At 70.3% G+C, this 26,381-nt stretch carries 17 protein-coding genes; 8 read left to right on the top strand and 9 right to left on the bottom strand.

Annotated features, from left to right (window positions below; translation table 11 throughout):
• Positions 1 to 8 precede the first annotated feature (8 nt).
• A complete protein-coding gene (gene glsA / locus PGN23_RS17130; protein ID WP_335304278.1) occupies positions 9 to 938 on the bottom strand; it encodes a glutaminase A in 930 nt (309 codons plus the stop codon).
• Positions 935 to 3,007, bottom strand: a complete 2,073-nt coding sequence (locus PGN23_RS17125; RefSeq protein WP_335304277.1) for a catalase — start codon at positions 3,005 to 3,007, stop codon at positions 935 to 937. Before PGN23_RS17125 ends, glsA begins: the two co-directional genes overlap by 4 nt.
• Before the next feature lie 275 nt (positions 3,008 to 3,282).
• Here PGN23_RS17125 and PGN23_RS17120 point away from each other — a divergent pair, with 275 nt between their 5' ends.
• Both PGN23_RS17120 and PGN23_RS17115 read left to right on the top strand, forming a co-directional pair.
• On the top strand, positions 3,283 to 4,740 hold the full coding sequence (locus PGN23_RS17120; protein ID WP_335304276.1) for a spinster family MFS transporter: 1,458 nt from the start codon (positions 3,283 to 3,285) through the stop codon (positions 4,738 to 4,740).
• A gap of 49 nt (positions 4,741 to 4,789) precedes the next feature.
• Entirely contained in the window at positions 4,790 to 5,440 is a 651-nt protein-coding gene (locus PGN23_RS17115; protein ID WP_335304275.1) for a TetR/AcrR family transcriptional regulator, read from the top strand.
• Here PGN23_RS17115 and PGN23_RS17110 read toward each other — a convergent pair.
• Positions 5,420 to 6,334 carry a TetR/AcrR family transcriptional regulator gene (locus tag PGN23_RS17110; RefSeq protein ID WP_335304274.1) on the bottom strand — a complete coding sequence of 305 codons (915 nt, stop codon included), beginning with the start codon at positions 6,332 to 6,334 and terminating at the stop codon, positions 5,420 to 5,422. The two genes, PGN23_RS17115 and PGN23_RS17110, sit on opposite strands and share 21 nt — an antisense overlap.
• Positions 6,335 to 6,448: 114 nt before the next feature.
• Here PGN23_RS17110 and PGN23_RS17105 point away from each other — a divergent pair, with 114 nt between their 5' ends.
• Entirely contained in the window at positions 6,449 to 8,851 is a 2,403-nt protein-coding gene (locus tag PGN23_RS17105) for a TonB-dependent receptor (protein WP_335304273.1), read from the top strand.
• 12 nt (positions 8,852 to 8,863) lie between these two features.
• Complete coding sequence (locus PGN23_RS17100) at positions 8,864 to 9,478, top strand: glutathione S-transferase family protein (RefSeq protein WP_335304272.1); 615 nt, start codon at positions 8,864 to 8,866, stop codon at positions 9,476 to 9,478.
• A gap of 211 nt (positions 9,479 to 9,689) precedes the next feature.
• Here PGN23_RS17100 and PGN23_RS17095 read toward each other — a convergent pair whose 3' ends face one another.
• Both PGN23_RS17095 and PGN23_RS17090 read right to left on the bottom strand, forming a co-directional pair.
• Positions 9,690 to 10,850, bottom strand: a complete 1,161-nt coding sequence (locus PGN23_RS17095; protein ID WP_335304271.1) for a glycoside hydrolase family 68 protein — start codon at positions 10,848 to 10,850, stop codon at positions 9,690 to 9,692.
• Entirely contained in the window at positions 10,837 to 13,347 is a 2,511-nt protein-coding gene (locus PGN23_RS17090) for a TonB-dependent receptor (RefSeq protein ID WP_335304270.1), read from the bottom strand. Before PGN23_RS17090 ends, PGN23_RS17095 begins: the two co-directional genes overlap by 14 nt.
• Before the next feature lie 154 nt (positions 13,348 to 13,501).
• Here PGN23_RS17090 and PGN23_RS17085 point away from each other — a divergent pair, with 154 nt between their 5' ends.
• The 3 genes from PGN23_RS17085 (at position 13,502) to PGN23_RS17075 (ending at position 18,398) form a co-directional block, all read left to right on the top strand.
• Complete coding sequence (locus tag PGN23_RS17085; RefSeq protein WP_335304268.1) at positions 13,502 to 14,803, top strand: MFS transporter; 1,302 nt, start codon at positions 13,502 to 13,504, stop codon at positions 14,801 to 14,803.
• 75 nt (positions 14,804 to 14,878) lie between these two features.
• Complete coding sequence (locus PGN23_RS17080) at positions 14,879 to 16,894, top strand: M3 family metallopeptidase (RefSeq protein WP_335304267.1); 2,016 nt, start codon at positions 14,879 to 14,881, stop codon at positions 16,892 to 16,894.
• A 64-nt stretch (positions 16,895 to 16,958) separates the two neighbouring features.
• On the top strand, positions 16,959 to 18,398 hold the full coding sequence (locus tag PGN23_RS17075; RefSeq protein ID WP_335304266.1) for an NAD-dependent succinate-semialdehyde dehydrogenase: 1,440 nt from the start codon (positions 16,959 to 16,961) through the stop codon (positions 18,396 to 18,398).
• Between the two features lie 119 nt (positions 18,399 to 18,517).
• Here PGN23_RS17075 and PGN23_RS17070 read toward each other — a convergent pair whose 3' ends face one another.
• From PGN23_RS17070 to PGN23_RS17055, 4 genes are all read right to left on the bottom strand, one after another.
• Positions 18,518 to 20,056, bottom strand: coding sequence for a DHA2 family efflux MFS transporter permease subunit (locus PGN23_RS17070; protein WP_335304265.1), 1,539 nt, complete (start codon positions 20,054 to 20,056; stop codon positions 18,518 to 18,520).
• 295 nt (positions 20,057 to 20,351) lie between these two features.
• Entirely contained in the window at positions 20,352 to 21,554 is a 1,203-nt protein-coding gene (locus PGN23_RS17065; RefSeq protein ID WP_335304264.1) for an HlyD family efflux transporter periplasmic adaptor subunit, read from the bottom strand.
• Positions 21,551 to 22,948 carry an efflux transporter outer membrane subunit gene (locus tag PGN23_RS17060; RefSeq protein ID WP_335304262.1) on the bottom strand — a complete coding sequence of 466 codons (1,398 nt, stop codon included), beginning with the start codon at positions 22,946 to 22,948 and terminating at the stop codon, positions 21,551 to 21,553. The genes PGN23_RS17065 and PGN23_RS17060 overlap by 4 nt, the downstream gene beginning before the upstream one ends.
• Positions 22,936 to 23,406: a MarR family winged helix-turn-helix transcriptional regulator gene (locus PGN23_RS17055; RefSeq protein ID WP_335304639.1), complete on the bottom strand. Its 471-nt coding sequence runs from the start codon at positions 23,404 to 23,406 to the stop codon at positions 22,936 to 22,938. Before PGN23_RS17055 ends, PGN23_RS17060 begins: the two co-directional genes overlap by 13 nt.
• A gap of 107 nt (positions 23,407 to 23,513) precedes the next feature.
• Here PGN23_RS17055 and PGN23_RS17050 point away from each other — a divergent pair, with 107 nt between their 5' ends.
• Positions 23,514 to 26,381 (top strand): M16 family metallopeptidase, encoded by a 2,868-nt coding sequence (locus PGN23_RS17050; protein WP_335304261.1) that lies wholly within the window; start codon positions 23,514 to 23,516, stop codon positions 26,379 to 26,381.

Here is a 26,381-nt window from a genome sequence, read left to right as displayed (position 1 = left end):
CCCGCCGTTCAGCCGGCGGCGGGCGGCCCGAACACCGACCAGCCGGTGCGATGCGCCAGCATTTCCAGCGCGCGCACGCCCAGGATCGAATTGCCGTGCTGGTCCAGGTTGCGCGACCAGACCGCGATCGACGCGACATCGGGCATGATCGCCAGGATCCCGCCGCCCACGCCGCTCTTCGCCGGCAGCCCGACGCGCAGCGCGAAGTCGCCCGAGCCGTCGTAATGCCCGCACGTCATCATCAGCGCGAGCATCCGCCGCTGTAGCCGCGCGCGCCGGCAATCGTCCTCGTCGTCGGTCAGCCGGGTGTGCGACAGGAACAGCCCGGCACGCGACAGGCCCGCCGCGCTGAGCAACATCGCGCATTGCTCGACATAGGCGCGCATCACGTCGTCCGGCGGGCAGCGCAGATTGCCGTGATGGCGCATGAAGCTAAGCATCGCACGGTTGAGGTCGCCCGCTTCCTGTTCGCTCGCCAGCACCTCGTCATCCAGCGCCACGGACGCGTCGCCGGTCGCGCGCTTCACCAGCGCCAGCGGCGTGTCGTCCGCACCGCGCGCGTCGAGCAGCGCATCCACCGTCACCAGCGCGCCGGCATTGACGAAGGGGTTGCGGGGCACGCCGTCGGTCCGCTCCAGATCGACGATCGAGTCGAACGGATCGCCCGACGGTTCGCGCCCGACGCGCTCGAACAGCCGGTCGCCGATCGTGGACAGCGCCAGTTGCAGCGTGAAGACCTTGGCGATGCTTTGCAGCGGGAACGGCGTGTCCGCCGCCCCCGCCTGTATCGTCCCGCCATCCCGCAGCGTGACCGCGATGCCGAAGGGGCCGGGCGCCAGCCCTTCCTCCTTCGCATCGGCGGCGCGTTCGATCGCGGCGGCATCGGCGGTGATCTCCGCCGCGATATCGCGCAGGATGGTCTCCAGCGGCGGGTTCACACCAGCGTCCGCACCTTCGGCTCGCGGTCGTAGAAGCGCTTCGCCGCCGCTGCCACGAACGATGCGTCCGCCGCGGTGACGCCCGCATCCGGCTCGACGCCCGCCTTGTCCAGCAGCGGTCGCGCGGCGTCGCTCGCGCCGATCGCCTTCAGATGGCCGAACGCATCCATCACGAACTGCACCGCCGCGCCCTCCTTCAGCAGCGCGGTGCAACCCTCCTGCGACAGCACGACCGCGACCGCGTCGAACAGCTGCGACGGGGTGCCGGCCAGCTGTCCGTCCGCCTTGCGCCTGCTGCCGTCGGACAGCGTCGCGCCGCCGACCCTGGGCGACACCAGCACCGGCTTGCCCCCCGCGCCGTCGACCGCCGCGATCAGCGTATCAAGCGTCGCGGCATCGCTGCCGTCCGCAAAGAGGATGCCGACGGCGCGTCCCTCCAGCGTGTCCTTCATGTTCTTGTGGATCGACAGCGCGTCGGACGGCGCCATGTCGACCGGCTCGCGCGCGGCCTTCGCCTTTTCGGGCAGGTCGATGCCCAGCCCCTCCGCGACGCGGCGCGCCAGATCCTCGTCGACGTTGCGCAGGTTGGCGACCATCCGCGGCGGCACCTGATCCAGCACGCCCACCTTCGACAGTTCGAACACGAACGACGACGCGATATGCGCCTGCTCGCTCTGCGTCTGCGAGCGGTAGAACAGCCGCGCCTGGCTGTAGTGATCCGCGAACAGCTCGGCGCGGATGCGCAATTTGTCGCCCTGTTCGTCTGCGCCGGTGGCGGCATTCACCGTCGCGAAGCCGCGCTCCCGGCTTTCGCGCGGACCGCCGTCCTCGCCGTGCGCGGCCAGGCTGTTCGGCTCGTAATTGGCGCGGCCCTTGGGGACGTGCGTCTGCATCTTCCCGTCGCGCTGGAAATTGCCGAACGGACAGCGCGGCGCGTTGATCGGGATCTGGTGGAAGTTGGTCGTCCCCAGCCGCGAGTTCTGCGTGTCGAGATAGCTGAACAGCCGCCCCTGCAGCAGCGGGTCGTTGGAGAAGTCGATCCCCGGCACGATATTGGTCGGCAGGAACGCGACCTGCTCGGTCTCGGCGAAGAAATTGTCCGGGTTGCGGTTCAGCGTCAGCGTGCCGATGATGCGGACGGGGACGTCCTCCTCCGGGATCAGCTTCGTCGCGTCCAGCACGTCATAGGGCTGCGCCTCGGCGAAGGCCTGGTCGAACACCTGGATCCCCAGCTCCCACTCGGGGAAGGCGCCGCTGTCGATCGCCTCCCACAGATCGCGGCGCTGATAGTCGTTGTCGGCCGCCTGCAGCTTCAGCGCCTCGTCCCAGATGGTCGATTGCAGCCCCAGCTTCGGCTTCCAGTGGAACTTGACGAACTGCGCCTTGCCCTCGGCATTGACCAGCTTGAACGTGTGGACGCCGAACCCCTCCATCGTGCGGAAGCTGCGCGGCAGGGTGCGGTCGGACATCGCCCACATCAGCATGTGCGTCGCCTCGGGCATCAGGCTGGCCCAGTCCCAGAAGGTGTCGTGCGCGCTGCCCGCCTGCGGATAGGCGCGGTCCGCCTCCATCTTCACCGAGTGGACCAGGTCGGGGAATTTGATCGCATCCTGGATGAAGAAGACCGGGATGTTGTTGCCGACGAGGTCCCAATTGCCCTCGCGCGTGTAGAATTTGACCGCGAAGCCGCGCACGTCGCGCGGGGTGTCGACCGATCCGGCCCCGCCCGCGACCGTGGAGAAGCGGACGAACACCTCGGTCTTCTCGCCCTTGGTGAAGACCGCCGCCTTGCTCAGGTCGCTGATGTCCGCGGTCGCCTCGAACACGCCGTGCGCGCCGGAACCGCGCGCATGGACGATCCGCTCCGGAATGCGCTCGTGGTCGAAGTGGAAGATCTTTTCGCGCAGCACGAAATCCTCGAGCAACGTCGGCCCGCGCGCGCCGGATTTCAGGCTGTTCTGGTTGTCGCTGACGGGAACGCCGTGGTTCGTCGTCAGCACCGCGGCGTCGCCCCCGGCCTGCTGATGCGTCTCGCCGCCATGGCCGATGTGCGTGCCGTCGTTGCTCATGGGTTTTCCTTGGATCAGTGGACAGGGATCGGGAGTCCGAACGAGCCCGCGCTCAATAGGTGGCGTCGCTCGGAAAAAATGCCGGGGTGCGCCCCGCCGGTTGCAGGGCCTTCGCCAAGCGGCTGAAAAGGTGCCGCGTATTGGCCGGGCTCCTGCCTGCGCAGGAGCACGGCGGAAGACGTTCGCAAGGTCCCGCAGAATCCCCGCCGCAGCGCTCATGCTATTGCACATCGCACCAATAACGTGTCTCTTGGGGGCAGGGGAGGACCGCGGCGATGGAACAGGTGGAAGCGATGCCGGCACCGGAGTCGGTGATCCGATCGGCGCGGGCCGCGGGGGTGCCGGTGGGTGGGCCCGCGATGGGTGCGGCGGACGCCTACCCCCGGCCGGCCTATGGCTGGTACGTCGTCGCGGTGCTGACGGTCGCCTATGTCTTCTCCTTCCTCGATCGCCAGATCCTGAGCCTGCTGGTCGAGCCGATGAAGCGCGACCTGTCGCTCAGCGACACGCAGATCAGCCTGTTGCAGGGAATGGCCTTCGCCCTGTGCAACGTGCTGGTCGGGCTGCCGCTCGGGCGGCTGGTCGATACGCGCCGCCGCACCGCGCTGGTCGCGGCGGGCGTGGCGTTCTGGAGCCTCGCGACCGCCGCGTGCGGGCTGGTGCGCACCTTCCCCGCGCTGCTGCTGCTGCGCATGGGGGTGGGCGCGGGCGAGGCGGTGCTGACGCCCGCGGCCAACTCGCTGATCGGGGACCATTTCCCGCCGCACAAGGTCGGCCTGCCGCTCGCGGTGTACAGCATCGGCATCTTCATCGGCGGCGGGCTGGCGCTGGTGATCGGCGCGACCATCATCCAGGGCGCGCTGCGCTCCGGCCCGCTGCTGCTGCCGCTGGTGGGGGAGGTGCGGCCGTGGCAGACGGTGTTCCTGCTGATCGGCCTGCCCGGGATTGCGGTCGCGGCGCTGGCGCTGTCGCTGCGCGAGCCGGCGCGCAAGGGCGCGCTTCGCCACGCGACCGGCGCGGACGGCGGCGCGGACGGGACCACCGCCGTCGCCGCCGTGCCGCTGGCGGAGGTCGTCGCGTTCCTGCGGACCAACGCGCGCGCCTTCTGGGGGATCAACCTGTTCATGGGCTTCTCCGCGGTGGCCGGCTATGGCGTCGCCGCCTGGGTGCCGTCGCTGTTCATCCGTCGCCATGGGTGGAGCGCGGTGGAGATCGGCCACACCTACGGCCTGCTGCTGCTCACCTTCGGCACTGCGGGGGTGCTGTGCGGCGGCTGGCTGGGCGATGTGATGACGCGGCGGCGCGGGGCGGCGGGGCGGCTGCGCGCGGCGATCGCGGTGAAGCTGCTGACGATCCCCTTCATCATCGCCTATACCCTGCTGCCGGACGGGCGCGCGGCGATCTGGCCGCTGGCGGCCACGGTGTTCCTGCCCACCTTCCTCAACGGGCTCAGCCCCGCGATCCTGCAACAGATGGTGCCCAACCAGATGCGCGGCACCGCCATCTCCATCTCGCTGCTGGTCATCAACCTGCTCGGGCTGGGACTGGGGCCGACCTCGATCGCGCTGCTGACCGATCGCGTGTTTCGCGACCCCGCCAGCATCCATTATTCGATCCTGATCGTCAGCGTGACGATGATGCTGCTGTCGCTGACCTCCCTGCTGATCGCCTATCGCCCGTATGTCGCGCTGGTCGACCGGCTGCGGCGGGAGTCGGTCGCCGTACCGGGATGACCGTTCCCGCCGCCCGCCCGCTCGGCTATGCCCGGTCGCGATGGACAGGATGAGCGAGGGGGCCGGGGCGGGGTGCGGCGCGCGAGCGACGCGCGCCACCCGCGACCAGCGGCAGGCCGATCTGCTCGTCCACGCCGCCGCGCTGGTGCTGGAACAGGGCGGGCTGCCGCTGCCGTTCGACCGGCTGGCCAGGGCCGCCGGGGTCAGCAAGGCGCTGGTCTATCATCATTTCCCGACCCAGGCCGCGCTCGCCCTCGCGCTGCTGGCGGATGAGTGGGAGGCGATCGACTGGCCCGCGCTGGCGGCGGCGATGGACCTGGACGACGCGGGCGACGCGGCGCGCGCGGTCGCCACGCGCTATTTCGACGTGGTGGCGACTCGCGGCCCGCTGCTCCATCTGCTGCTGACCGATCCGGTGGTGGCGCAGGGGGAGGACCGCGCCGTCGCGGTGCGCGCCGCGCTGCGGCTGCGGCGCCTCACGCGGCGCGTCGCCGACACGCTGCGCCTGTCCCCGCGCGAGGCGAACGTCGTGCTCCATCTGCTGATGACCTATCCCGAGGAGGCGGGTCGCAAGGTGTTCCGCGGCGAGGCCAATCGCGCGCTGGCGCGGGCGCTGTGCGGCGATGCGGTCGCGGCGGGGCTGGCGGCGCTGGCGGGGGCGCGCGACGAGGAGGCGATGCTAGGCGCCGACCTGCTCTGACGCCGCGCGCCCGCCGTGGCGCCCGATCATGTAATCGTTGCCCGCGCCGATCAGCGGCACCACCAGCCGCTCCGCGGTGTCGAGGTCGATCTTCCCCCGCGCCAGCAACCGCCCGCCGCGCAGCGACATCGCGGTCAGCATCGCCGCCACCAGCGTGCTGACCGGCGGCGGCACGCCATAGGTCGTGTCGAACACCTCGCCCAGCGTCGTGCGGTTGGCGTGGCGGCGCTCCTCATGCTCGTCGCGCAGCGCCAGCCGCACCTCGGGCACCGCGAGCAATTGTGGCAGCAGGTCGCCGCGCTTCGCGACCTGACGCAGATACGCGATCGATGTCAGCGTGTAGCGCAGCCGCGGGTCGGTGCAGTGGCGGCTGGCGGCGAGCCGCGCCTTGTTCATCTCGGTCAGTTCGGTGCGCGCGATCGCGACCATCACCTCCGCGCCGCAGCGGTAATAGTTATAGACCTGCGCCTCGCTGATCCCGACGTCGCGCGCGACCCGCTTCAGCGTCATCGCGTGGACGCCCTCGGCGCGCATGATCCGCTCCGCCACGCTCAGAATCTGCTCCTCGCGCTCGCTGCGCGACAGGCGGTGGCGCGGCCGCCGCGAGCGCGCGCGCGCCGGAGCGAAGGACACCTCGGTCGCGGTGCCGGGCGGCGCGGGGGGCAGCGGCGTCTGCGGCTCGTCGCGTCCGGCATAGACCTTCGCCCAATAGCCGCGCGTGGGATAGGGGATCAGCAGCCGGTCGCACACCTTCGCCAGGCCATTGCCGGTCAGCCCCAGCTCCGCCGCCGCGCTCGACATCGGCTGCGACCAGACCAGGTCGTACACCGCCTGCCGCGACAGCACGCGGGCGGGGTCGTCGGCTTCGGGCGAGGGGGGCGGGGCCGTCGTCACCCGGTCGTCATACCACGCCGCCCTACGCGACCAACGCTTTTCGGCATTGACGCGACTTCCAGTTAGAATCTATCCAGTGACCAACGCACCAATAAGAGGCGTGGGGAGGATCACATGCAGACATTCGGCACGGCGCGGCTGCTCGCCGGTATCGGCGCGATGGCGCTGTCCACGGCAGCGATGGCGCAGGGGGCACCGTCCGCAACCGGCGTCGGACCCGAGGACCGCGCCCAGGCCTCCGGCGGCGCGCAGGACGGCGTGGCGGCCGTCGCCACCAGCAACGACGACGAGATCGTCGTCACCGCCCAGCGCCGTGCCGAGAATGTCCAGCGCGTGCCGATCGCGGTGACCGCGGTGCGCGGCGACGCGCTCCAGCGGCTGAACATCACCAGTCCGCAGCAGCTGACGCTGATCGATCCCAGCATCCGCTACAAGCAGAGCACCAGCGCGGGGAATTCCGGCTTCCTGATCCGCGGCATCGGCACCAGCAGCTTTTCCGCCGGGATCGAGCAGAGCATCTCCACGGTCGTCGACGGCGTCGTGCTGGGCGATCCCTCGACCATCTCGACGCTGGTCGATATCGAGCGGGTGGAGATCCTGCGCGGGCCGCAGGGGATGCTGTTCGGCAAGAATGCGTCCGCGGGCCTCGTCTCCTTCACCACCGTCCGTCCGAAGATCGGCGTGACCGAACTGATCGGCCGCACCGAATTCGGCAGCAACGGCCACCATGTCGTCAACCTGATCGCCAACCTGCCCGTGACCGACGATCTCGCGATCCGCGTCGTCGGCTTCGCGAAGGAGCGTGACGGCGTGGTGACCAACGTCAGCCCGTTCCAGCCGCGCAAGGTCGACGGACAGCTCAACTACGGCGGCGCACTGAAGGCGATGTGGCGCCCCAGCGATACCGCCAGCCTGTTCTTCTCGGGCGATTATTCGGAGGTCGGGCGATTCTGCTGCTCGATGGTCTGGGCCAAGAACGCGCCCGGCTACGCCCCCGCGGTGACGCTGGCGCAATATGGCATCGTCGCCAGCGACCGGAACCGGCTGGTCGCGATCGGCGGGCCGTCGTTCGGCTATTCGCACCGCGGCGGCGCCTCGATCGAGGCCAATTTCGAGATCGGCGACTATTCGCTGACCTCGCTCGGCGCCTATCGCCAGTCCTACCGCGAGGGCTTCTACGACGGCGACAACACGACCGTGAACTATGTCGACCGCAACGGCGGCACCAACGCGCTGCGCCAGCTGAGCCAGGAACTGCGGCTGACCTCGCCCACCGGCGGCGTGGTCGATTATGTCGCGGGGCTGTTCTTCTTCGACCAGCGGGCGACCGGATACATCGACCAGCGCGGGCGGCTGGAATGGATCGTGCCCGCGTCCAACGGCAACGTCATCCGCGTCGTGCCCACCCGGCCCGCGGGCACGATCTTCGACGGCAATCTGACCAACCGCGTCCATTCGCGCAGCACCGCGGGCTATGCGCAGGCCAACGTGCATCTCTCGCCGCAGCTGAACCTGATCCTGGGCGGGCGGCTGACGCACGACTCGCTCGACCTGAACTACAGCCGCGGCACCATTCCCGGCGCGGTGCCGATCCCCGGCGGCGTCACGCTGTCGCTGCGCCAGTCGATTGCGAACACCAACTTCTCGTTCCGGCTGGGCGCGCAATATACGGTCGTGCCCGACATCATGCTCTATGCGACCGTCTCGCGCGGGTACAAGGGGCCGGGGTTCAGCGGGCTGACCGTGTCCGACGCGTCGCAGGACCAGAGCGTAGCACCCGAGATCCCGACCAACTACGAGATCGGCGTGCGCGCCTCGCTGCTCGACCGGCGGCTGACGCTCAACGCCACGCTCTTCAAGACCGACGTGCGCGATTTCCAGGCGCAGGTCGCCGATCTGTCGAGCGCCAGCTACGCCAACCGCATCACCAACGCCGGCTCGCTCGACAGCAAGGGCGTCGAATTCAGCGTGGTCGCGCGCCCCACGCCCGAGCTGACGCTGAGCGGCGGCGGCGCCTATGTCGATGCGAAGTACGGCAACTTCGCGGGCGTGCAATGCTATTTCGGCCAGCCCAAGGTGGCGCAGGGCGGCCCCTGCGTCGCGCCGCCGTCCAACCCGGCCTCGGTCGACGGCTTCTTCAACGCCGCCGGGCTGCGCCTCGCTGCCGCGCCGCGCTTCAGCTACAATCTGGTCGCCGATTATCAGAAGCGCGTCGGCGACGGCTGGCGCGCCTCCGCACAGGTCAATTTCAGCGGCCAGTCGGACGTGAACTATTCCGCCAACGGCGATCCGGGGACGATCCAGAAGGCGTTCGGCCTGCTGGGCGCGAACGTCGGCATCGGCCCGGACGACAACAGCTGGCGCGTCGGGCTGTTCGCGATCAACCTGCTCGACCAGTTCTGGGCCGCGCAGAAGAACCCCAGCCCGACCACCACGCTCAACCCCGGCGGCTATCTGCAATATCTCAGCCCGGATTCGGTCCGCACCGTCGGCGCCACGCTCGACTTTCGTTTCTAGGAGCCGCCCGTCATGAAACTCTACTCCGCCCCCATGCCCGCGCCCAACCCGCGCCGCGTGCGCATGTTCGCCGCCGAGAAGGGCATCGCGCTGGACGAGGTGATGCTCGACCTGCGCCAGCGCGATCACAAGGCGCCCGAGCATGTCGTGCGCAATTCGCTGGGTCAGGTGCCCGTGCTGGAGCTGGACGACGGCACCACCCTCTCGGAGACGATCGCGATCTGTCGCTATCTCGACGGCATCCACCCGGAGCCGCCGATGTTCGGGCGCACGCCGCTGGAAATGGCGCAGGTCGACATGTGGATCCGCCGCTTCGAGATCCAGATCGGCGAGCCGGTGAAGATGTACTGGCGCCACGCCCATCCCGCGACCGCCGCGCTGATCGAGCAGCATCGCGACTTCGGCCGCTCCAACCTGGCGGCGCTGGACCGTGCGATGGCGTGGCTGGAGGGCGAGGTGGCGGACGGGCGCACGTGGCTGACCGGCGAGACGCTGACCGTCGTCGATATCGCCGCGGTGACGATCGTCGACTTCGCCGAGCTGATCGGGATGCAGCCGATCAAGGAGGAGAAGGCGGTGGCGGCATGGCACGCGCGCATGACGGCGCGACCCAGCTACGCGGCCTGAGGCCTCGTCTGCGCGGGGATGACGGTTCGGGCAGGGGGCGTCGTCTAGACTTGGACCTTGTCCACCACTGAATCCGAAGTTCGGCTCATGGAGACCGTCATCCCGGGCTTGACCCGGGATCCCGCTTTTCTTCGGCGATCGTGCGAATGAAGCGGGACCCCGGGTCAAGCCCGGGGTGACGGTAAAGAAGCGAACCTCTGTTCCACCAGGTCTAACCCACCACCGCCGTCCGATCGCCGTCGAGCGTCAGCCGCACGACCGGCGCGGGCGTTCCCGCGAAGGCGGCGCGCGTCGCGGCGACGTCGTCCGGCGGCGTCGCCACACCGACCAGATCGGCGAAGCTCCAGACGCTCAGGTCGTCGAGCACCAGCCAGCTATACGCCTGGAACGGTGCCTCCGCCGGGTTGGCGAGCACCAGCCCGGTGCCGTTGAGTGGTCGCCACGGCCCATAAAGCTCCTCCGCGACCACGCCGTACAGCCCGGTCGGCCCGCGCGGGCCGCCATCGGCGAACACTTTCGCCTGCGTCGACCAGAAGAGGTAGAGGCGCCCGTCGTGGCGCACGACATGCGGTCGCTCCAGCTCGTTGTTGACCCCGTCGGCATCGACCAGCGGGGGCAGCAGCGTCCAGCCCGCCGCGTCGCGCCGGGCGATGCCGATCACGCCGTTCCACGCGCTGGCGGAGCCCGCACGCGAGGCGGTGAACAGCACATGCTCGACCCCCGTCACCGGATCGACGATGGGGAAGGGGTCGCGAAACGCCTTGATCGCGCCGACCGCGCCGCCGCCCTCCATGTCGCGCTGGTAGAGGACGTCGTCGGGGACGACGATCTCCTCCGGAGCGCTCCAGTCGCTGGCGTGCGCCGCGCCGCCCGCGAACGACAGGGTGCCGCGCGTCAGCAGCAGCCGCTGCACGAAGCTGGGCCTCGCCTCGCCGCGCACCCCGGCGGAGGTGTAGTAGAAGGACAACGTCCGCCCGTCCTCCTCCAGGATGGTATTGCCCGCCCATTCGCGGCTGCCGGGGTTCAGCGTGTCGGGCAGCAGATACCCGAAGTCGCGCCACCCGTCCGCCCCCGCCTGCATCAGCCGCAGCCGTGCGATGGCGTGGCGGTCGTCCGGGTCGGGCAGCACCGGCGCGGTCAGCGCCACCACCAGCGGCCCGCCGGCGAAGGCGACCGTCCGCCCCGCGCGATCGACGATCGGCCAGTGATCCCAGATGTCGATGCCCGGCAGCACCGGCGCGGGCGCCGCGGCGATCAGCGGCGCTGCGGCTCCCGCGCCCCCCCCCGCACCATCGCCGATCGCGGCGACATGCGCGGGGGTCCAGCGGAAGGTCTCGATCCGGTCCGACACCGCCGCCTCAGAAGCCGACACGCAGCGCGGCCGAGATCGTGCGCCCGGTGATCGAGCGCGCGCGCACGATGCCGCCGGTCGGGATCGCGCCCTCCTCCACCTCGGTGATGCCCTTCACGTCGAACAAATTGTTGCCGTTGACGGTGACGGTGATGTTCTCCGCCGGTCGGAACGAGACGAAACCGTTGACCTGGGTATAGCCCGGCATCTTCAGCTGGTTGTTGTCCTGCGCGTAGCTGGACGTGGTGCCCAGGATGTTCGCGCCGAAGCTCACCCGGTCCAGCTCGACCTGCGGCGTCACCTGGTAGATGAACTCCGCCTGGCGCCGCGGGCGGTTGCCGACGACCGCGGGGTTCAGCACGTCGCGCTTGATCTTCGCATCGGTATAGGTGCCGCCGGCCGACAGGCTGAACGGCCCGCGCGCGACGCGACCCTCCAGCTCGACACCCTTCGCCTCGTAATTGCGGTCGAAGAAGCGCTGCGTCGTCGCCTCGAAATTCTGCTCCTCGGTGCGCGCCCAGAAGCCGGTGGCATAGAGCGACACGCCGCCCGCCCGGTACTTCACGCCGCCCTCCAGCTGGCGGACGAAGTCGACCGCCGCGCCCTGATCGATCAGCGCGCCCGTGGCGGGGTTGATCGACGGGCCGAAGGTCAGGCGGTCGGCATTGGCGCGCCCGCCGCGGCTATAGCGCGCGAACAGCGCCGTCGCGTCGGTCAGGCGGAAGTTGATGCCCGCCGAATAGGACAGATAGTCGTAATCGTAGTTCAGCGGCGAGCGCTGCGACGGGATGACCGCCACCTGCCGCTCCGGCGCGCTGATGACGCCGTCGCCGTCGATGTCGCGGGTCGCGATGCCGGTGCCGAACGCCGCGCCCAGGTCCGACCCCGCCACGCTGCCGCGCGCGCGGCCGAAATCGTAGCGCAGCGACCCGTCGAGGTTGATCGCGCCCAGCTCCAGCCCCAGCTGCGCGAACGGTGCCATCGTGGTGTAGTTCAGGTCGTAGCTGCGACGGCAGCAATTGCCGAAGAAGCTGGCCGAATAGCCCGGCACGCCGTTCTGCGTCACCGGCACGCCCGCGGCGGTGCGCACGTCGACCAGCTGCGAATTGCCGCCGCCCTGCACCGTCTGCACGAACGAGGTCCACAGCCAGTCGCTCTGGATGTCCTGCCGCGAGGCATAGAAGCCGCCGGTGATCGACAGCGTGCCGTCGCCCATCGGCACCGACCCGTTCAGGCGGATGTCGTTGGTGACGTTGTTCAGGCTCTTCAGGTCGACGTCGAACAGCACGACGTTGGCGAGCAGGCCGTTGCCGCCCAGCGCGGACGGGTTGGCGATCCGCTGCCCCGATTGCGGGCCGGAGGCGTAGAACAGCTGCGCCCCCGCGCCGCCCAGCGCCTCGGCCACCGACTGCGCGCCGCCCACGCTGGCGGGGAAGGGCGAGGTGAAGCCGCCGGAGATGTCGGCGTAGCGGAACCGCTCGACGATGTTCCAGCCGTCCGCGACCGGGATCTTCGTCTCCAGCCCGATCGCCGCGACGACGGGGTGCTGGCCGTCCGCGATCGAGCGGCGCACCGGCTGGTTGCTGCCGTCCAGCGTCAGCACGTTGCGGATCGCCCCGGCGTGGAGCGTGTCGTTGTTGATCGAGAAGCCGGGCAGGTTCTCGTACGTCGGGTCGCCGTTGCTGCCGGTGACGCGCACCGGATTGGGCAGATAGCCGATCGCGCGATCGTCCAGATACTTGCCGTACAGGCGGACGTAGCCGCCGTTGTCGAACGACTTGGTGATGTTGGCCTTGATCTGCCCGCCGCGCACCGCGTCATAGCCGACCGTGCGCTGCCCGTCGCCGACGCGGTAGAAGCCGCCCAGGTGATAGGTGACGCTGTCCGACAGCCGCCCGCCGTAATCGACGTCGGTGCGGAACTCGCGATAGTCGAGCCCGCCCGACACCTGGAACGCGCCGCCTTCCTGTTCGCCGGTCTTGCTGATGAAGTTGATGACGCCGCCGGGCGAATTCGACGCGAAGGTCGAGGCCGAGCCGCCGCGCACCGACTCGACGGTGCGGACGTTGAAATCGGCGCGCAGGAAGATGTCGGCGTTGCCGAAGGTGATGTCGCCGAACTCCAGGATCGGCAGGCCATCCTCCTGCAGCTGGAGGAACTTGGAGCCGCCCGATGCGACCGGCAGGCCGCGGACCGAGATGTTGGCGTTGCCGTCGCCGCCCGACGCCTCGACCCGGATGCCGGGCAGGTTGCGCAGCAGCTCGCCCGAGGTGCGCGGCGCCAGCTCGACCAGCGTGGCGGCGTTGATCGAGCTGACCGTGACCGAGCTGTCGAGGCGGTTGGTGCCCTGCGCCACGGCGGTGACGACGATGTCCTCCGACCCGGCGCCGTCGTCGGCGGGCGCCTCCTGCGGCGCGGCGGTGTCGGTGGTCGTCGCGGTCGTGGTCGCAGCCTGCGCGAATGCGGGGACCGGCGCGCCGAGCATCGTCGTCGCCAGCAGGATATGGATCGCCTTCATGTCGCCTCTCCCGGAAGATCGGGCGTCTTGCCCGTTGCTGAGGCGCTGGATACGCGCTTCGCAAACGATTGCAACAGAAATCTTGCAATCGTTTGCGGGTGGCCGTATCGCTGCGGAAGGGGCCATGCACCCCGGCTGACGGAGAGGAACGAGGATGAGGATCGGCAAGCCGCGATTGTCCGCGATGCGCATCGCGGAGATGAACCTCGGCTTCTTCGGCCTGCAATTCTCGTTCGGCCTGCAACAGGCGAACATGGGGCCGATCTACAGCTATCTCGGCGCGGACGAGGCGACGATGCCGCTCCTGTGGCTCGCCGGTCCCGTCACCGGGCTGCTCGTCCAGCCGCTGATCGGCGCGCTCAGCGACCGCACGCGGACGCGGTTCGGCCGTCGCACGCCCTATTTCCTGATCGGTGCGGTGCTGTGCAGCCTGGGGCTGCTCGCGATGCCGTACAGCCCCGCGCTGTGGGTCGCGGCCAGCCTGCTGTGGATGCTGGATGCCGCCAACAACGTCACGATGGAGCCGTACCGCGCGTACGTCAGCGACCGGCTGGACGAGTCGCAGCGGACTGCGGGCTTCCTGACGCAGTCCGCCTTCACGGGGCTCGCGCAGACGCTCTCCTATCTCGCGCCGTCGCTGCTGGTCTGGGGCGGCATCAGCGCCGACCTGATCGATGCCAACGGCATCCCGCAGATCACGCGAATCGCGTTCCTGATCGGCGCGGTGCTCTCCATCTCGACGATCGTCTGGTCGGTCGTTCGCGTCCCCGAACTCCCGCTCGACCCCGCGGAGGAGGCCCCTTCGCTGTCGGCGCGCGGTGCGCTTGCCGATATCGCGCAGGCGGTGCGCGATATGCCGCCGGCGATGCGCCAGCTGGCGCTGGCGATGCTGTTCCAGTGGTTCGCGATGTTCGCCTATTGGCAGTATATCGCCTTCGCGATCGCGCGGTCGCTGTTCGATACCGCCGATGCGGCGAGTGCCGGCTTCCGCCAGGCGACGCTGGTGACGGGGCAGGCGGGCGCGCTCTACAATTTCGTCGCGTTCCTCGCCGCCTTCGCGATGGTGCCGATCGCGCGGCGCTTCGGCGCGAAGCACGTCCATGCCGTCGCCATGCTGCTGTCGGGCGCGGCGATGCTGTCGCTGCCCTGGGTGGACGGCCGCACCGCGCTGGCGCTGCCGATGATCGGCATCGGCATCGGCTGGGCCAGCCTGATGGGCAATCCCTATGTCATGCTCGCGGGCGCGATCCCGCCGCAGCGCACCGGCATCTACATGGGCATCTTCAACATGTTCATCGTCGTGCCGATGATGATCGAGACGCTGGTGATGCCGCTGATCTACCGCCCCGTGCTGGGCGGCGATCCGCGCCACGTGCTGGTGCTGGCGGGCGCGATGATGCTGTGTGCCGCCGCCGCCACGCTGCGCGTCCGCGAGGCGCGCGCGACTCCGGCCTGACGTCCAGCGCCCCGCACCCCTTGTGAAAGCGCGCCGGGCCGACCATCGTGCGCTGCAACGAAGAGGGGATTTACGATGACACGCCACCTGCTCCTGCTGCCGTCGCTGCTCGCGCTCGTCGCGGCACAGGCGCCGACCGCGGCGCCCGCGTCCGATACCGATGCGATGCTGAACACGACCGCGCTGACCCCCGCCGATCCGGCCGCGGTCGCTGCGCTGTGCGACCGCTATCTGGCCCGGGCCATGGCGCTGCGCACCGCGCTGGAGAAGGAGTCGGGTCCGGCGACGCTCGCCAGCTTCCGGCGCTTCGACGACATCGCCGGGCTGCTCGGCGCGGCGGCGGGCGACAGCAGCCTGATCGCCGAGGTCGCGCCCGACGAACCGCGGCGCGAGGCGGGTCGCGCCTGCCAGACCCGCGTCAACGAGGCGGCGACCGCGCTCCAGCTGTCGCGCCCCGTCTACGACCGGCTGAAGGCGGTGCCGCTGGCAGGCGCGGACGCGGAGACGCAGCATGTCGTCCGCCGCACGCTCGCCGACTTCGACCGCGCCGGCGTCTCGCGCGACGAGGCGACGCGCGCGCGGGTGGCGGCGCTCAGCAAGCGCATCTCCGAGCTGGAGGTGCGGTTCGAGGGCAACATCGCGGGCAGCCGGCTGGTCGTGAAGGCCGATCCCGCCGAGCTCGACGGCCTGCCGGCGGACTTCGTCGCCGCGCACAAGCCGGGCGCGGACGGGAAGGTGGAGATTTCCACCGACTACCCCGACCTGATGCCGGTGATGAGCTATGCGAGGAGCGACGCGCTGCGCCGCCGGCTCTACACCGCCTTCCAGAGCCGCGCCTGGCCGCAGAACGACGCCGTGCTGAGCGAGATGTTCACCACCCGCGACACGCTGGCGAAGCTGCTCGGGCGGCCGAACTACGCCACCGTCGCGCTGGAGAACAAGATGGTGGACACGCCCGCGAAGGCGGCGGCGTTCATCGACCGCGGCGTCGCCGCGGGCGACCCCTATGCGCGCCGCGACCTTGCCCGCCTCGTCGAGCGTCTGCGCAAGGATCAGCCCGGCGCGACCGATATCGCCGCGTGGCAGACCGGCTATTACGGCCAGCTGGTCCGCAAGGAGCAATATGCGGTCGATCCCCAGGCGGTGCGCCAGTATTTCGCCTATGACGACGTGCGCGATGGCATGCTCCAGCTGACGCGCGACCTGATGGGGGTGGAGATCCGCCCGTGGAAGACCGCGACCTGGGACCCCGCGGTCGAGGCGTATGAGATGCTCGACGGCGGACAGGTCATCGGCCGCTTCTACTTCGACACCCACCCGCGGCCGGGCAAGTACAGTCACGCCAATGTCGTGCCGCTGCGCGCGGGCGTCGCGGGGCGCGTGATCCCGATGGCGGCGCTGGTCACGAACTTCCCCGCGGGCGATCACACGACGGGGCTGATGGAGCACCGCGACGTGGAGACGTTCCTCCACGAATACGGCCACCTCATCCACGTCATGCTGTCCGGTCGGGTGCATTACGCCTCGTCCGGCATGGGCAATCTCGAATGGGACTTCATCGAGGCGCCGTCGCAGATGCTGGAGAATTTCGTCTGGGACTATGATACGCTGGCGCGCTTCGCGAAGGATGCCAAGGGCAACGTGATCCCGCGCGATCTGGTCGAGCGGATGAACCGTGCGCGCTATTTCGGCGAGGCGCTGGGTGATCGTCGCCAGTTCGGCCTGTCGAACGCGTCGTTGGGCTATCACCTGGGGCCGCCGCAGCCGGACCTGACCGCGCAATATATCGCGCTGAACGATCGCTACGCGCTGCCGCCCACCCCCGCGGGCGTGCATCCGCAGGCGGCATGGGGGCATCTGGGCGGTTATTCGGCCTATTATTACACCTATATGTGGTCGAAGACGATCGCGCTCGACCTGTGGACCCGGTTCGAGCGCGAGGGGCTGCGCAACCCGGCGGTCGCGCGCGCCTATCGCGAGAAGGTGCTGGCCCCCGGCGGGGCGAAGCCTGCGGCCGCGCTGGTGCAGGATTTCCTCGGCCGCCCGCTGTCGCTCGACGCGTACACGGCACGTCTCGCCAAGGGTAAGTGAGGGGGAGGGGAACGCGCTGCGGCGCGGCGCGTCCCTCTCCATCCGATTCCCAACGGAGCATGACATGAGCTATCCCGATACCCGGCTGTTTATCGCCGGGACGTGGCGCGATGCCGCCGACGGCCGCACGATCCCCGTGCGCAACCCCGCGACGGGCGAGGAGATCGGCCGCGTCGCGCACGCCGGGCGCGCCGATCTCGACGCCGCGCTGGAGGCGGCGGACAAGGGGTTCGCGACGTGGCGCGACATGACGCCCGCCGCGCGCAGCCGGATCATGCGCGGCGCCGCGGCGCTGATGCGCGAGCGCGCGGGCGGCATCGCGCAGCTGATGACCCGCGAGCAGGGCAAGCCCCTGGCGGAGGCGAAGGGCGAGGCGATGGCGGCCGCCGACATCATCGAATGGTTCGCGGAGGAGGGCTTCCGCGTCTACGGCCGCCTCGTCCCCCATCGCACCGATCCGGCGGTACGGCAGATGGTCGTGAAGGACCCGGTCGGGCCGACCGCGGCCTTCACGCCGTGGAACTTCCCGATCAACCAGGTGGTGCGCAAGATCGGCGCCGGGCTCGCGGCGGGCTGCTCAATGATCGTCAAGGCGCCGGAGGAAACCCCCGCGAGCCCGGCGGAGCTGATCCGCGCGTTCCAGGACGCCGGCCTGCCAGAGGGCGTGCTGGGCCTCGTCTACGGCGATCCGGCGGAGATTTCGGAATATCTGATCGCCAGCCCGATCATCCGCAAGATCACCTTCACCGGCTCGACCCCGGTCGGCAAGCTGCTCGCCGCGCAGGCGGGCAAGTATATGAAGCGCGTCTCGATGGAGCTGGGCGGCCATGCGCCGGTCATCGTGTGCGAGGATGCCGACGTCGACCTGGCGGTGAAGAGCATCGGCGGCGCGAAGTTCCGCAACGCAGGACAGGTGTGCATCTCGCCCACGCGCTTCCTGGTCCACAACAGCGTCAAGGCGCGCTTCGCCGAGGCGTTCGCCGCGCTGGCGCAGGGGCTGAAGGTGGGCGACGGCACCGCCGAGGGGACGCAGATGGGCCCGCTCGCCAACCCGCGCCGGCTCGATGCGATGAAGGCGTTCCAGGAGGATGCCGTGGCGCGGGGCGCGACCGTCCTGACCGGCGGCGCGCGCATCGGCGAGGCGGGCAATTTCTGGCAGCCGACCGTGCTCACCGACGTGCCGCTATCGGCGAAGCTGTTCAACGAGGAGCCGTTCGGCCCCGTCGCCGGTATTCGCGGGTTCGACACGCTGGACGAGGCGATCGCGGAGGCGAACCGGCTCTCCTACGGCCTCGCCGCCTATGCCTTCACCGCCTCGCTGAAGAACGCCGATCTGCTGACGCGCCGGGTCGAGGCGGGGATGCTGTGGGTCAACACCCCCGCCGCGGGCACCGCGGAACTGCCCTTCGGCGGGATCAAGGACTCGGGCTACGGCACCGAGGGCGGGCCGGAGGCGCTGGAGGCGTACCTGAACACGCGCGCGGTGGTGATCGCGAACGTCTGACCACGGCAAGCCCCTCCCCTTCAGGGGAGGGGGAGGGGGTGGGGGGAAGCCTCGCAGAGAGGCCGACCTGTGACTGCCCCACCCCACCCCCTCCCCTGAAGGGGAGGGGCTTCGATACCTCAATCCGCCGCCACCGGCCCCGACGGCGTGCCGGGCCGGCGGCACAGCCACACCAGCACGATCAGGCTGCCCGACAGCCATGCCGACAGCCGGAACAGGTCGGTCGACGCCAGCAGATAGGCCTGGCCGACCATCTGCCGCGTGACCGCGCCTGCCGCCTGCGTCGCGTTCAGCCCCAGCCGTTGCAGCTGCTCCGCCGCCATCTGGTACGGCACGCCCTGCCCCACCGCATCGGCCAGCCGCGTCTGGTGCAGCGCCTCGCGCCGGTCCCAGGCGGTGGTGATGATCGACGCGGCGAAGCTGCCCGCGACGATGCGGCAGAAGTTGGAGATGCCGGTCGCGGACGGCAGCCGGTCGGGCGGGATCTTGTCGAGCGAGATCGTCAGCATCGACAGGAAGAACGTGCTCATCGACACGCCCTGCACCAGCAGCGGCAGCACGAAGTCGGCAAAGCTCGCCTGCGTCGTATAGCCCGAGCGCATCCAGTAGCTGACCGCGAAGCCGCCGAACGCGATCGTCGCCAGGATGCGCGCGTCGACTTTCCCCGACAATCGCGCGACGAACGGCGTCAGCACCACCGCCACCAGCCCGCTGGGCGCGGCGACCAGCCCGGCCCAGGTCGCGGTATAGTTCAGCTGCGTCTGAAGCCACAGCGGCAGGATCAGGATGTTGGCGAAGAACACCGCATAGCCGAGCGAGAAGGCGAGGTTGCCGATCACGAAATTGCGCCGCGCGAACAGCGTCAGGTCGACGGTTGGGTTGGCGTCGGTCAGCTCCCAGATCACCCAGGCGACGAACCCGACCAGCGCGACCAGCGCCAGCACGACGATCGTGGGATCGTTGAACCAGTCGGCATTCTTGCCGAGATCCAGCATGATCTGCAGCGATCCGATCCACACGACCAACAGCGCCAGCCCGATCGTGTCGATCGGCAGCTTCGTCGTCGGCGTCTCGCGATCCTTCAGGTTGGTCCAGCAGACGAGCGCGGTCAGGATGCCGAAGGGCACGTTGATGAGGAAGATCCACGACCAATGGTAGTTGTCGGAGATGTAGCCGCCCAGGATCGGCCCCATGATCGGCGCGACCAGCGTCGTCATCGACCAGATGCCCAGCGCCGTCCCGCGCTTGTCCGGCGGGAAGATCGCGATCAGCAGCGCCTGGCTGCCGGGCATCATCGGCCCCGACACCGCGCCCTGCAGCACGCGGAAGACGATCAGCGAGGGCAGGTTCCACGCGATGCCGCACAGGAACGACGCCATGGTGAACAGCGCGACCGAGGTGCAGAACACCCGCACCACCCCGAACCGCCGCATCAGCCACCCGGTCAGCGGCACCGCCACCCCGTTGGCGACCGCGAAGGCGGTGATGATCCACGTCGAATTGTCGCTGCTGACGCCCAGATTGCCCGAGATCGTCGGTAGCGACACGTTGGCGATCGTGGTGTCGAGCACCATCATGAACGTGCCCAGCGCCAGCGCGAAGGCGGTGAGGCCGAGCTTCGCGCCGGACAGCGGGGGAGGGGAGGGGGGCTGGCTCACCGACTCTCTCCGTCATGCCGGGCTTGTCCCGGCATCCTGGGCGTCGAGCGCCGACGATCGTGCGGCGCGCGGAACCCTTGACCCCGGGACAAGGCGACACCTCCGCGAGATTCGGTTCCTTGTTCCCCGGCGAAGGCCGGGGCCCAGCTGGGGGACGGTGGTAACAGACGGATAAGCCACGCCAACTGGGCCCCGGCCTTCGCCGGGGAACGGCGCATTGTGGAGCGATCCACGACTTTCGCAGACGTCGCGAACAAGTCCGCGGTGACGTCATGTGCGGGGCGGCGCATCGCCCTCATCGATTCGCCGCCACGATCCGCCGGATGCGCGCCTCGACCTCGGGCGTGGTGCCCACGGTCGCATCGCCGCGGTACGGCGCCGCCGCGACCTGCGCCAGCCGCCCGCCGTTCAGGTTCGCGGTGTCGACGGTCGCTTTCACCGACAGTCCGACCCGCAACGGATTGGCGCGCAGTTCCTGCGGGTTCAGCGCGATGCGGACCGGCACGCGCTGGACGATCTTGATCCAGTTGCCGCTCGCGTTCTGCGGCGGCAGCAGCGCGAAGGCATTGCCGCTGCCGGCGCCCACGCCGACGACGCGCCCGTGATACACCACGTCGCCGCCGTACACGTCCGCGACGACCGTCGCGGGCTGCCCGATGCGCAGGTCCTTCAGCTGGGTCTCGCGGAAATTCGCATCGACCCACAGCCGGTCGAGCGGCACGATCGCCATCAGCGGCATGCCGGCGTTGACCTGCTGCCCGACCTGCACCGTGCGCTGCGCGACCACGCCGGTGATCGGCGCGATGACCCGCATGTGCCCGCGCACGATCGCGGCGCGGCGGTACGCGGCCTTCGCCGCCATCACCGCCGGGTTGGTGTCGACGTCGGTGCCCTGCACCGCGCTTTGCGCCTGCCGCCGCTGCTCCTGCGCCAGCCGCAGATTGGCGGTGGCGACCTTCACCGCGTCCGCGGCATGGTCCAGTTCCTCGCCAGATACCGCGCCCTGCGCCGCGGCGCCGCGGCGCCGCGCGTAGTCGTCGCGCGCGCGCGCCAGCTCGGCCTGGGCTTGGACGATCCCGGCGTCGGACTGACCGACGCGGGTGAAGTCGGCGCGTGTGGCGCGCACCGCGCGCGCCAGCTCGGCCTCGGCGGAGGCCAGGTTCACGTCCGCGGTCGTCGGGTCCAGGTCGATCAGCGGCTGCCCCGCCTTCACCGCCTGCGTGTTGTCGGCGTGCAGCGCCAGCACCGTGCCGGGATCGCGCGCGGTCACCGCGACCACGTCGCCCGCGACATAGGCGTCGTCGGTCTCCTCCTCGGGCTTCGCCAGCAGGAAGTGGAACACCGCCCAGACGATCAGCCCGACCAGGACCACCACGCCCAGGATGAGCAGCGCCCGCCTGCGCGCCTGCGGCTTGTCGGTCGGCTTGGTATCGGCGGCGGGTTGCGTCGTGTTGCCGGTCGGCTCGTCGGCTGCCTTGTCGGTCGCGGTATCGGTCATCGGGCGGGTTCCTGCACGGGCGCGAAGCCGCCGCCCAAGGCGGTCGCGAGTTGGGCGCGCGCGGTCAGCGCGTCGATCGAGAGGCTGGCGGCGGCAAGCTCCGCGTCGAGCAGCCGGACGTCGTTGTCGACCAGGTCGAGGCGGCTGTTCAGCCCGGAGGCGACGCGCACCGCGTTCAGCCGGTTGGTTTCCGCAAAGCCGCGCACCACCGCGGCCTGCTGCACGCGCGCGGCATCGGCGGCGCGGACGCGCGCGATGCCGTCCGCCGCCTCGCGCGCGGCGCCCACCACCGCCTCGTTATAGCTGGCGGTGGCGACGTCGAGCGCGGCGGTGGCCCCGGCCAGGTCCGCCTTGCGCCGCCCGGAATCGAACAGCGGCAGATGGAGCGCCGCGCCGCCGCCCGCAGTGCCCGAATCGAGGTCGAGGAAATTGCCGATCCCCACCGCCTGCAATCCGATCAGCGCCGACAGGTTGATGTTGGGATAGAAGGCCCGCCGCGCGACCTGTCGCCCGGCCGCCGCCGCCTCGACCCGCGCCTGCGCCGCGGCCACGTCGGCCCGGCGCGCGAGCAGGTCGGCGGGCAGGACCGCGGGGACCGGCAGCGCGGCGTCGACCGGCAGCCGCGTCGGCTGGATCGCGGCGGCATAATCGCTGCCGCGCCCGGCCAGCGCCGCCAGCGCGTTGACCGCCAGCGCGCGCGCGGCCTGCGCCTGGATCAGCGCGCCCCTCGCCTGTGCCAGCAGCGTGTTCGCCGCCGCGACGTCGATCCGGCTCGCCAGCCGGTTGCGCTCGCGCACCTGCACCAGCCCCAGCGACTGTTCGCGCGTGCCGATGGTGCGCGTCGCGATCTGCGCCCGCCGCTCCGCCCGCGCCACCTCGGCATAGCTCTGCACCACCGCGCCCGCGAGCATCAGCCGCGCGGCGGCGGCGTCGTACCCGGCCGCGCGGGCCTGCGCCGCGGCGCTCGCGATCGCCGCCTTCTGCCGCCCGAACAGGTCCAGGTTCCAGGCGAGCCCGGCCTGGCCGGTGCCCAGGATGCGGACCGTCCCGCCGAAGGGGGGCGGGATGGTGTAGTTCCCCGACAGCCGCGCCGCCTGTACCTGCGCGTCGAGCGACACGTCGGGGTTCAGCTCCGCATCCTGCCGCGCCAGCGCCGCCTGCGCCTGGCGCACGCGCGCCGCGGCGACGTCGAGCGACGGGTTGCCCGCCAGCGCATCCGCGACCAGCCGGTCCAGCTGCGGATCGCCGATCGCGCTCCACCAGTCGGGCGCCAGCGCCACCGACGGTCCCGCCAGCGCGAGATCGGCGGCGGTGCGCGAGACGGTCGCGGGCGGCGAGGCGGGGATCGCGCACGCCCCCGTCAGCAGGGTGGCCAGCAGGATCAGGCGGCGCATGAGGGGGCGGACTCCAGCGTGCGGCGCAGCCGTTGCAGCTGCGCGATGAAGGTGTGGATCTCGGCGTGCGACCAGTCGGCGAACAGCGCGTTCCAGCAATCGATCGCGCGCGCACGACAGCGCATCGCCGCCGCCTCGCCCTCCGCGGTCAGTGCCAGGTTGACGATGCGGCGATCGCCATCGTCGCGCGCGCGCACGACCCAGCCCTTCGCCTCCAGCGCATCGATCATCCGCGTCATCGCGCCCTTGTCATGCGCCATGTCCCGCGCCAGCGCGGCGCAGGTCGGCGCGGGCGCGAGATGGATGCCGATCAGCGCGGACCATTGCACCGCGGTCACGCCCTCGTCCGCGAACGCCTGGTCCAGCCGCGCCATGCCCAGCTGGTTGCAGACGCGGATCAGATAGCCGACCGACGTATCGGGGAAGAAGTTGGACGGATCGTAGAAGCTCACAACCATTGCATTGGCAATCATTGCGATGGCAGTCAATCGCCATCTCGTTCAGCTTGCGGGCAGGGTGGGGCGTGCTATGGAAGATCGTAACTCATGTTACCGGAGTATCCTGCTTGGCGTACCGTCCGTTTCTGGCGACCGGCACCGCGCTGGCCGTCCTGACCGCCCTTGCCCCCGCCACCCCTGCGACGGCGCAGACGACGGGCGCCGCGCTGCCCGCCGCCGCGCCGGTGGCCGACCTCGTCAGGGCGGTCGACATCCCGTTCCAGCAGTTCACGCTGTCGAACGGCCTGCGCGTCATCGTCCACACCGATCGCAAGGCGCCGGTCGTCGCGGTCAGCGTGTGGTACGACGTCGGCTCCAAGCACGAGCCCAGGGGCAAGACCGGCTTCGCGCATCTGTTCGAGCATCTGATGTTCAACGGCAGCGAGAATGCGCCCGGCGACTTCTTCGAACCGCTGGAGCAGGTCGGCGCGACCGACGTCAACGGCACCACCAGCTTCGACCGCACCAATTATTTCGAGACGGTGCCGACCGCGGCGCTGGACCGCGCGCTCTTCCTCGAATCTGACCGCATGGGGTATCTGACGGGCGCGATCACGCAGCGGACGCTCGACGTCCAGCGCGGCGTCGTCCAGAACGAGAAGCGACAGGGCGACAACCAGCCCTACGGCCTGCGCCGCTACAAGCTGGTGGAGGGATTGTTCCCCGCCGGCCACCCTTACGGCCACACCACGATCGGCTCGATGGCGGATCTCGACGCCGCCAGCCTGGCCGACGTGAAGGCGTGGTTCCGCGATCACTACGGCCCCAACAACGCGGTGCTGGTACTGGCCGGCGACGTCGATGTCGCGACCGCGCGCGCGAAGGTGGAGAAGTATTTCGGCGCGATCCCCGCGGGGCCGAGGAGCGTCGCGCCGCCCGCGCCGATCCCGGCGTCGCTGCCCGGTCCGGCGAGCGAGGTGATGAAGGACCGCGTCGCCGCCACCATGATCGTCAGGGAATGGGCCGTCCCGGGCATCAACGACAAGGACGCCGCCGCGCTCGACGTCGCGGCGGGCGTGCTGGGCGGGCTGGCCAGCTCGCGCTTCGACAACGTGCTGGTGAAGGGCGAGAAGCTGGCGGTGTCGGCGTCGGCGTCCTACCAGCCGATGGCGCAGCTGGGCATGTTTCAGGTCATGGCGATCGTCCGCCCCGGCGTCGACGCGGCGGTAGTGTCGAAGCGGCTCGACGCGCTGGTCGCCGATTTTCTCCGCACCGGCCCCACCGCGGACGAGGTGAAGCGCTACGTCACCAGCACCGTGTCCGAGCGCATCGGCGGGCTGGAATCGGTCGGCGGCTTCGGCGGCAAGGCGGTCGCGCTGGCGGAGGGCGCGCTCTATTCGGGCGATCCCGCGCATTACAAGAAGGAGCTGGCCGCGCTCGCCGCGCAGACCCCCGCGAGCGTGAAGGCCGCGGCGGGCAGGTGGCTGACCCGCCCCGCCTATCAGCTGTCGATCGTCCCCGGCGCGCGCGACGCCTATGCCGAGGCGCAGGTGCCGCCGCACAAGGACGTGCCGGCCGAGGCGGCGCCCGCGGTCACGGGCGATCGCGGCCCGATCCCCGCGGTCGATCGGGTCGCCGATCTCAGCTTCCCCGCGGTCCAGCGCACACAGCTGTCGAACGGGATCGAGCTGGTCTATGCGCAGCGCGATACCGTCCCGGTGACGCAGGCGGTGCTGAGCTTCGATGCCGGCATCGCCGCCGATGTCGAGGGGAAGCTGGGCACCGGGCAGCTGACGCTGGCGATGCTGGATGAGGGCACCGCGACCATGTCGTCGATCGCGCTGGCGGAGGCGAAGGAGCGGCTGGGCGCGGACATCGGCACCGGCAACAGCCAGGACCGCACGACGCTGTCGCTGCGCGTCCCCAGCGCGAACCTCGTCGCGGGCACCGCGCTATGGGCTGACATCGCGCGCAACCCCGCCTTCCCGGAGGGCGAGCTGACGCGCGTCAAGACGCAGCAGCTGACGCAGATCGCGCAGGAGCTCACCAGCCCCAACGGCCTCGCCGCGCGCGTGCTGCCGCGGCTGATGTCGCCCGGCACGCCCTATGCCAAGTCGCAGGGGTCGGGCGATCCGAAGGCGGTCGCCGCGCTGACCCGCGGCGATCTGGTCGCGTTCCAGCAGGCGTGGCTGCGCCCCGACAAGGCGAAGATCTTCGTCGTGTCCGATCGTCCGCTGGCGGAGGTGCGCGCGGTGTTCGACCGGCAGCTGGGCGACTGGCGCGCGACCGGGCCGGCGGGCACCAAGACCTTCCCCGCGACGATCGCCTCGGTCTCGCCGCGGATCGTCCTGATCGACCGGCCCGACAGCCCGCAGTCGCTGATCCAGGGCGGCATGCAGACCGGGTTGAAGGGGACCGACGACCTGCTGCCGGTGCAGGTCGCGAACGACGCCCTGGGCGCCGGCTTCCTCGGCCGACTCAACATGGACCTGCGCGAGCAGAAGCACTGGTCCTACGGCGTCGGCGGCAATTTCAGCCGCAACGCGTTCGCCGCGCCCTATGTCGTCTCCGCCCCGGTACAGGCCGACCAGACCGGGCCGAGCCTGACCGCGCTGCGCCGCGGGATCGCGGATTATCTGACGACGCAGCCGATGACCCCGGCGGAGTTCGACCGCGCCATCAATGCGGGCACGCGTTCGCTGTCGGGCAATTTCGAGACGTCGCTCGACGTGCTGTCGGCGATGCAGGCCAACGACCTCTATCGCCGGCCGGACGATTATTACGCCACGATCACCACGCGGTACCGTGCGCTGACCCGCGATCAGGTGCAGGCCGCGCTCGACCGTGCGATCGATCCGGCGAAGATGGCGTGGGTCGTCGTGGGCGAGGCGGCGAAGGTGAAGCCGCAGCTTGACTCGCTCGGCCTGCCGGTCGAGGTCATTCCCGCCGCCCGGGTGGCCGGCACGTCCGCGGCACCGACCGCGGGCGCCCAGTAA

The organism is Sphingomonas adhaesiva, assembly GCF_036946125.1.
GTDB lineage: Bacteria > Pseudomonadota > Alphaproteobacteria > Sphingomonadales > Sphingomonadaceae > Sphingomonas > Sphingomonas adhaesiva_A.
Note: the sequence above shows the minus strand (reverse complement) of the source record. Positions and strands in the feature narration are given on the sequence as shown.

Bases quoted from the DNA above. Each gene is read 5' to 3' on its own strand.
- PGN23_RS17125 (WP_335304277.1), bottom strand. From the start codon at position 3,007: ATGAGCAACGACGGCACGCACATCGGCCATGGCGGCGAGACGCATCAG.
- PGN23_RS17120 (WP_335304276.1), top strand. From the start codon at position 3,283: ATGGAACAGGTGGAAGCGATGCCGGCACCGGAGTCGGTGATCCGATCG.
- PGN23_RS17115 (WP_335304275.1), top strand. From the start codon at position 4,790: ATGAGCGAGGGGGCCGGGGCGGGGTGCGGCGCGCGAGCGACGCGCGCC.
- PGN23_RS17105 (WP_335304273.1), top strand. From the start codon at position 6,449: ATGCAGACATTCGGCACGGCGCGGCTGCTCGCCGGTATCGGCGCGATG.
- PGN23_RS17100 (WP_335304272.1), top strand. From the start codon at position 8,864: ATGAAACTCTACTCCGCCCCCATGCCCGCGCCCAACCCGCGCCGCGTG.
- PGN23_RS17090 (WP_335304270.1), bottom strand. From the start codon at position 13,347: ATGAAGGCGATCCATATCCTGCTGGCGACGACGATGCTCGGCGCGCCG.
- PGN23_RS17085 (WP_335304268.1), top strand. From the start codon at position 13,502: ATGAGGATCGGCAAGCCGCGATTGTCCGCGATGCGCATCGCGGAGATG.
- PGN23_RS17080 (WP_335304267.1), top strand. From the start codon at position 14,879: ATGACACGCCACCTGCTCCTGCTGCCGTCGCTGCTCGCGCTCGTCGCG.
- PGN23_RS17075 (WP_335304266.1), top strand. From the start codon at position 16,959: ATGAGCTATCCCGATACCCGGCTGTTTATCGCCGGGACGTGGCGCGAT.
- PGN23_RS17065 (WP_335304264.1), bottom strand. From the start codon at position 21,554: ATGACCGATACCGCGACCGACAAGGCAGCCGACGAGCCGACCGGCAAC.
- PGN23_RS17060 (WP_335304262.1), bottom strand. From the start codon at position 22,948: ATGCGCCGCCTGATCCTGCTGGCCACCCTGCTGACGGGGGCGTGCGCG.
- PGN23_RS17055 (WP_335304639.1), bottom strand. From the start codon at position 23,406: ATGGTTGTGAGCTTCTACGATCCGTCCAACTTCTTCCCCGATACGTCG.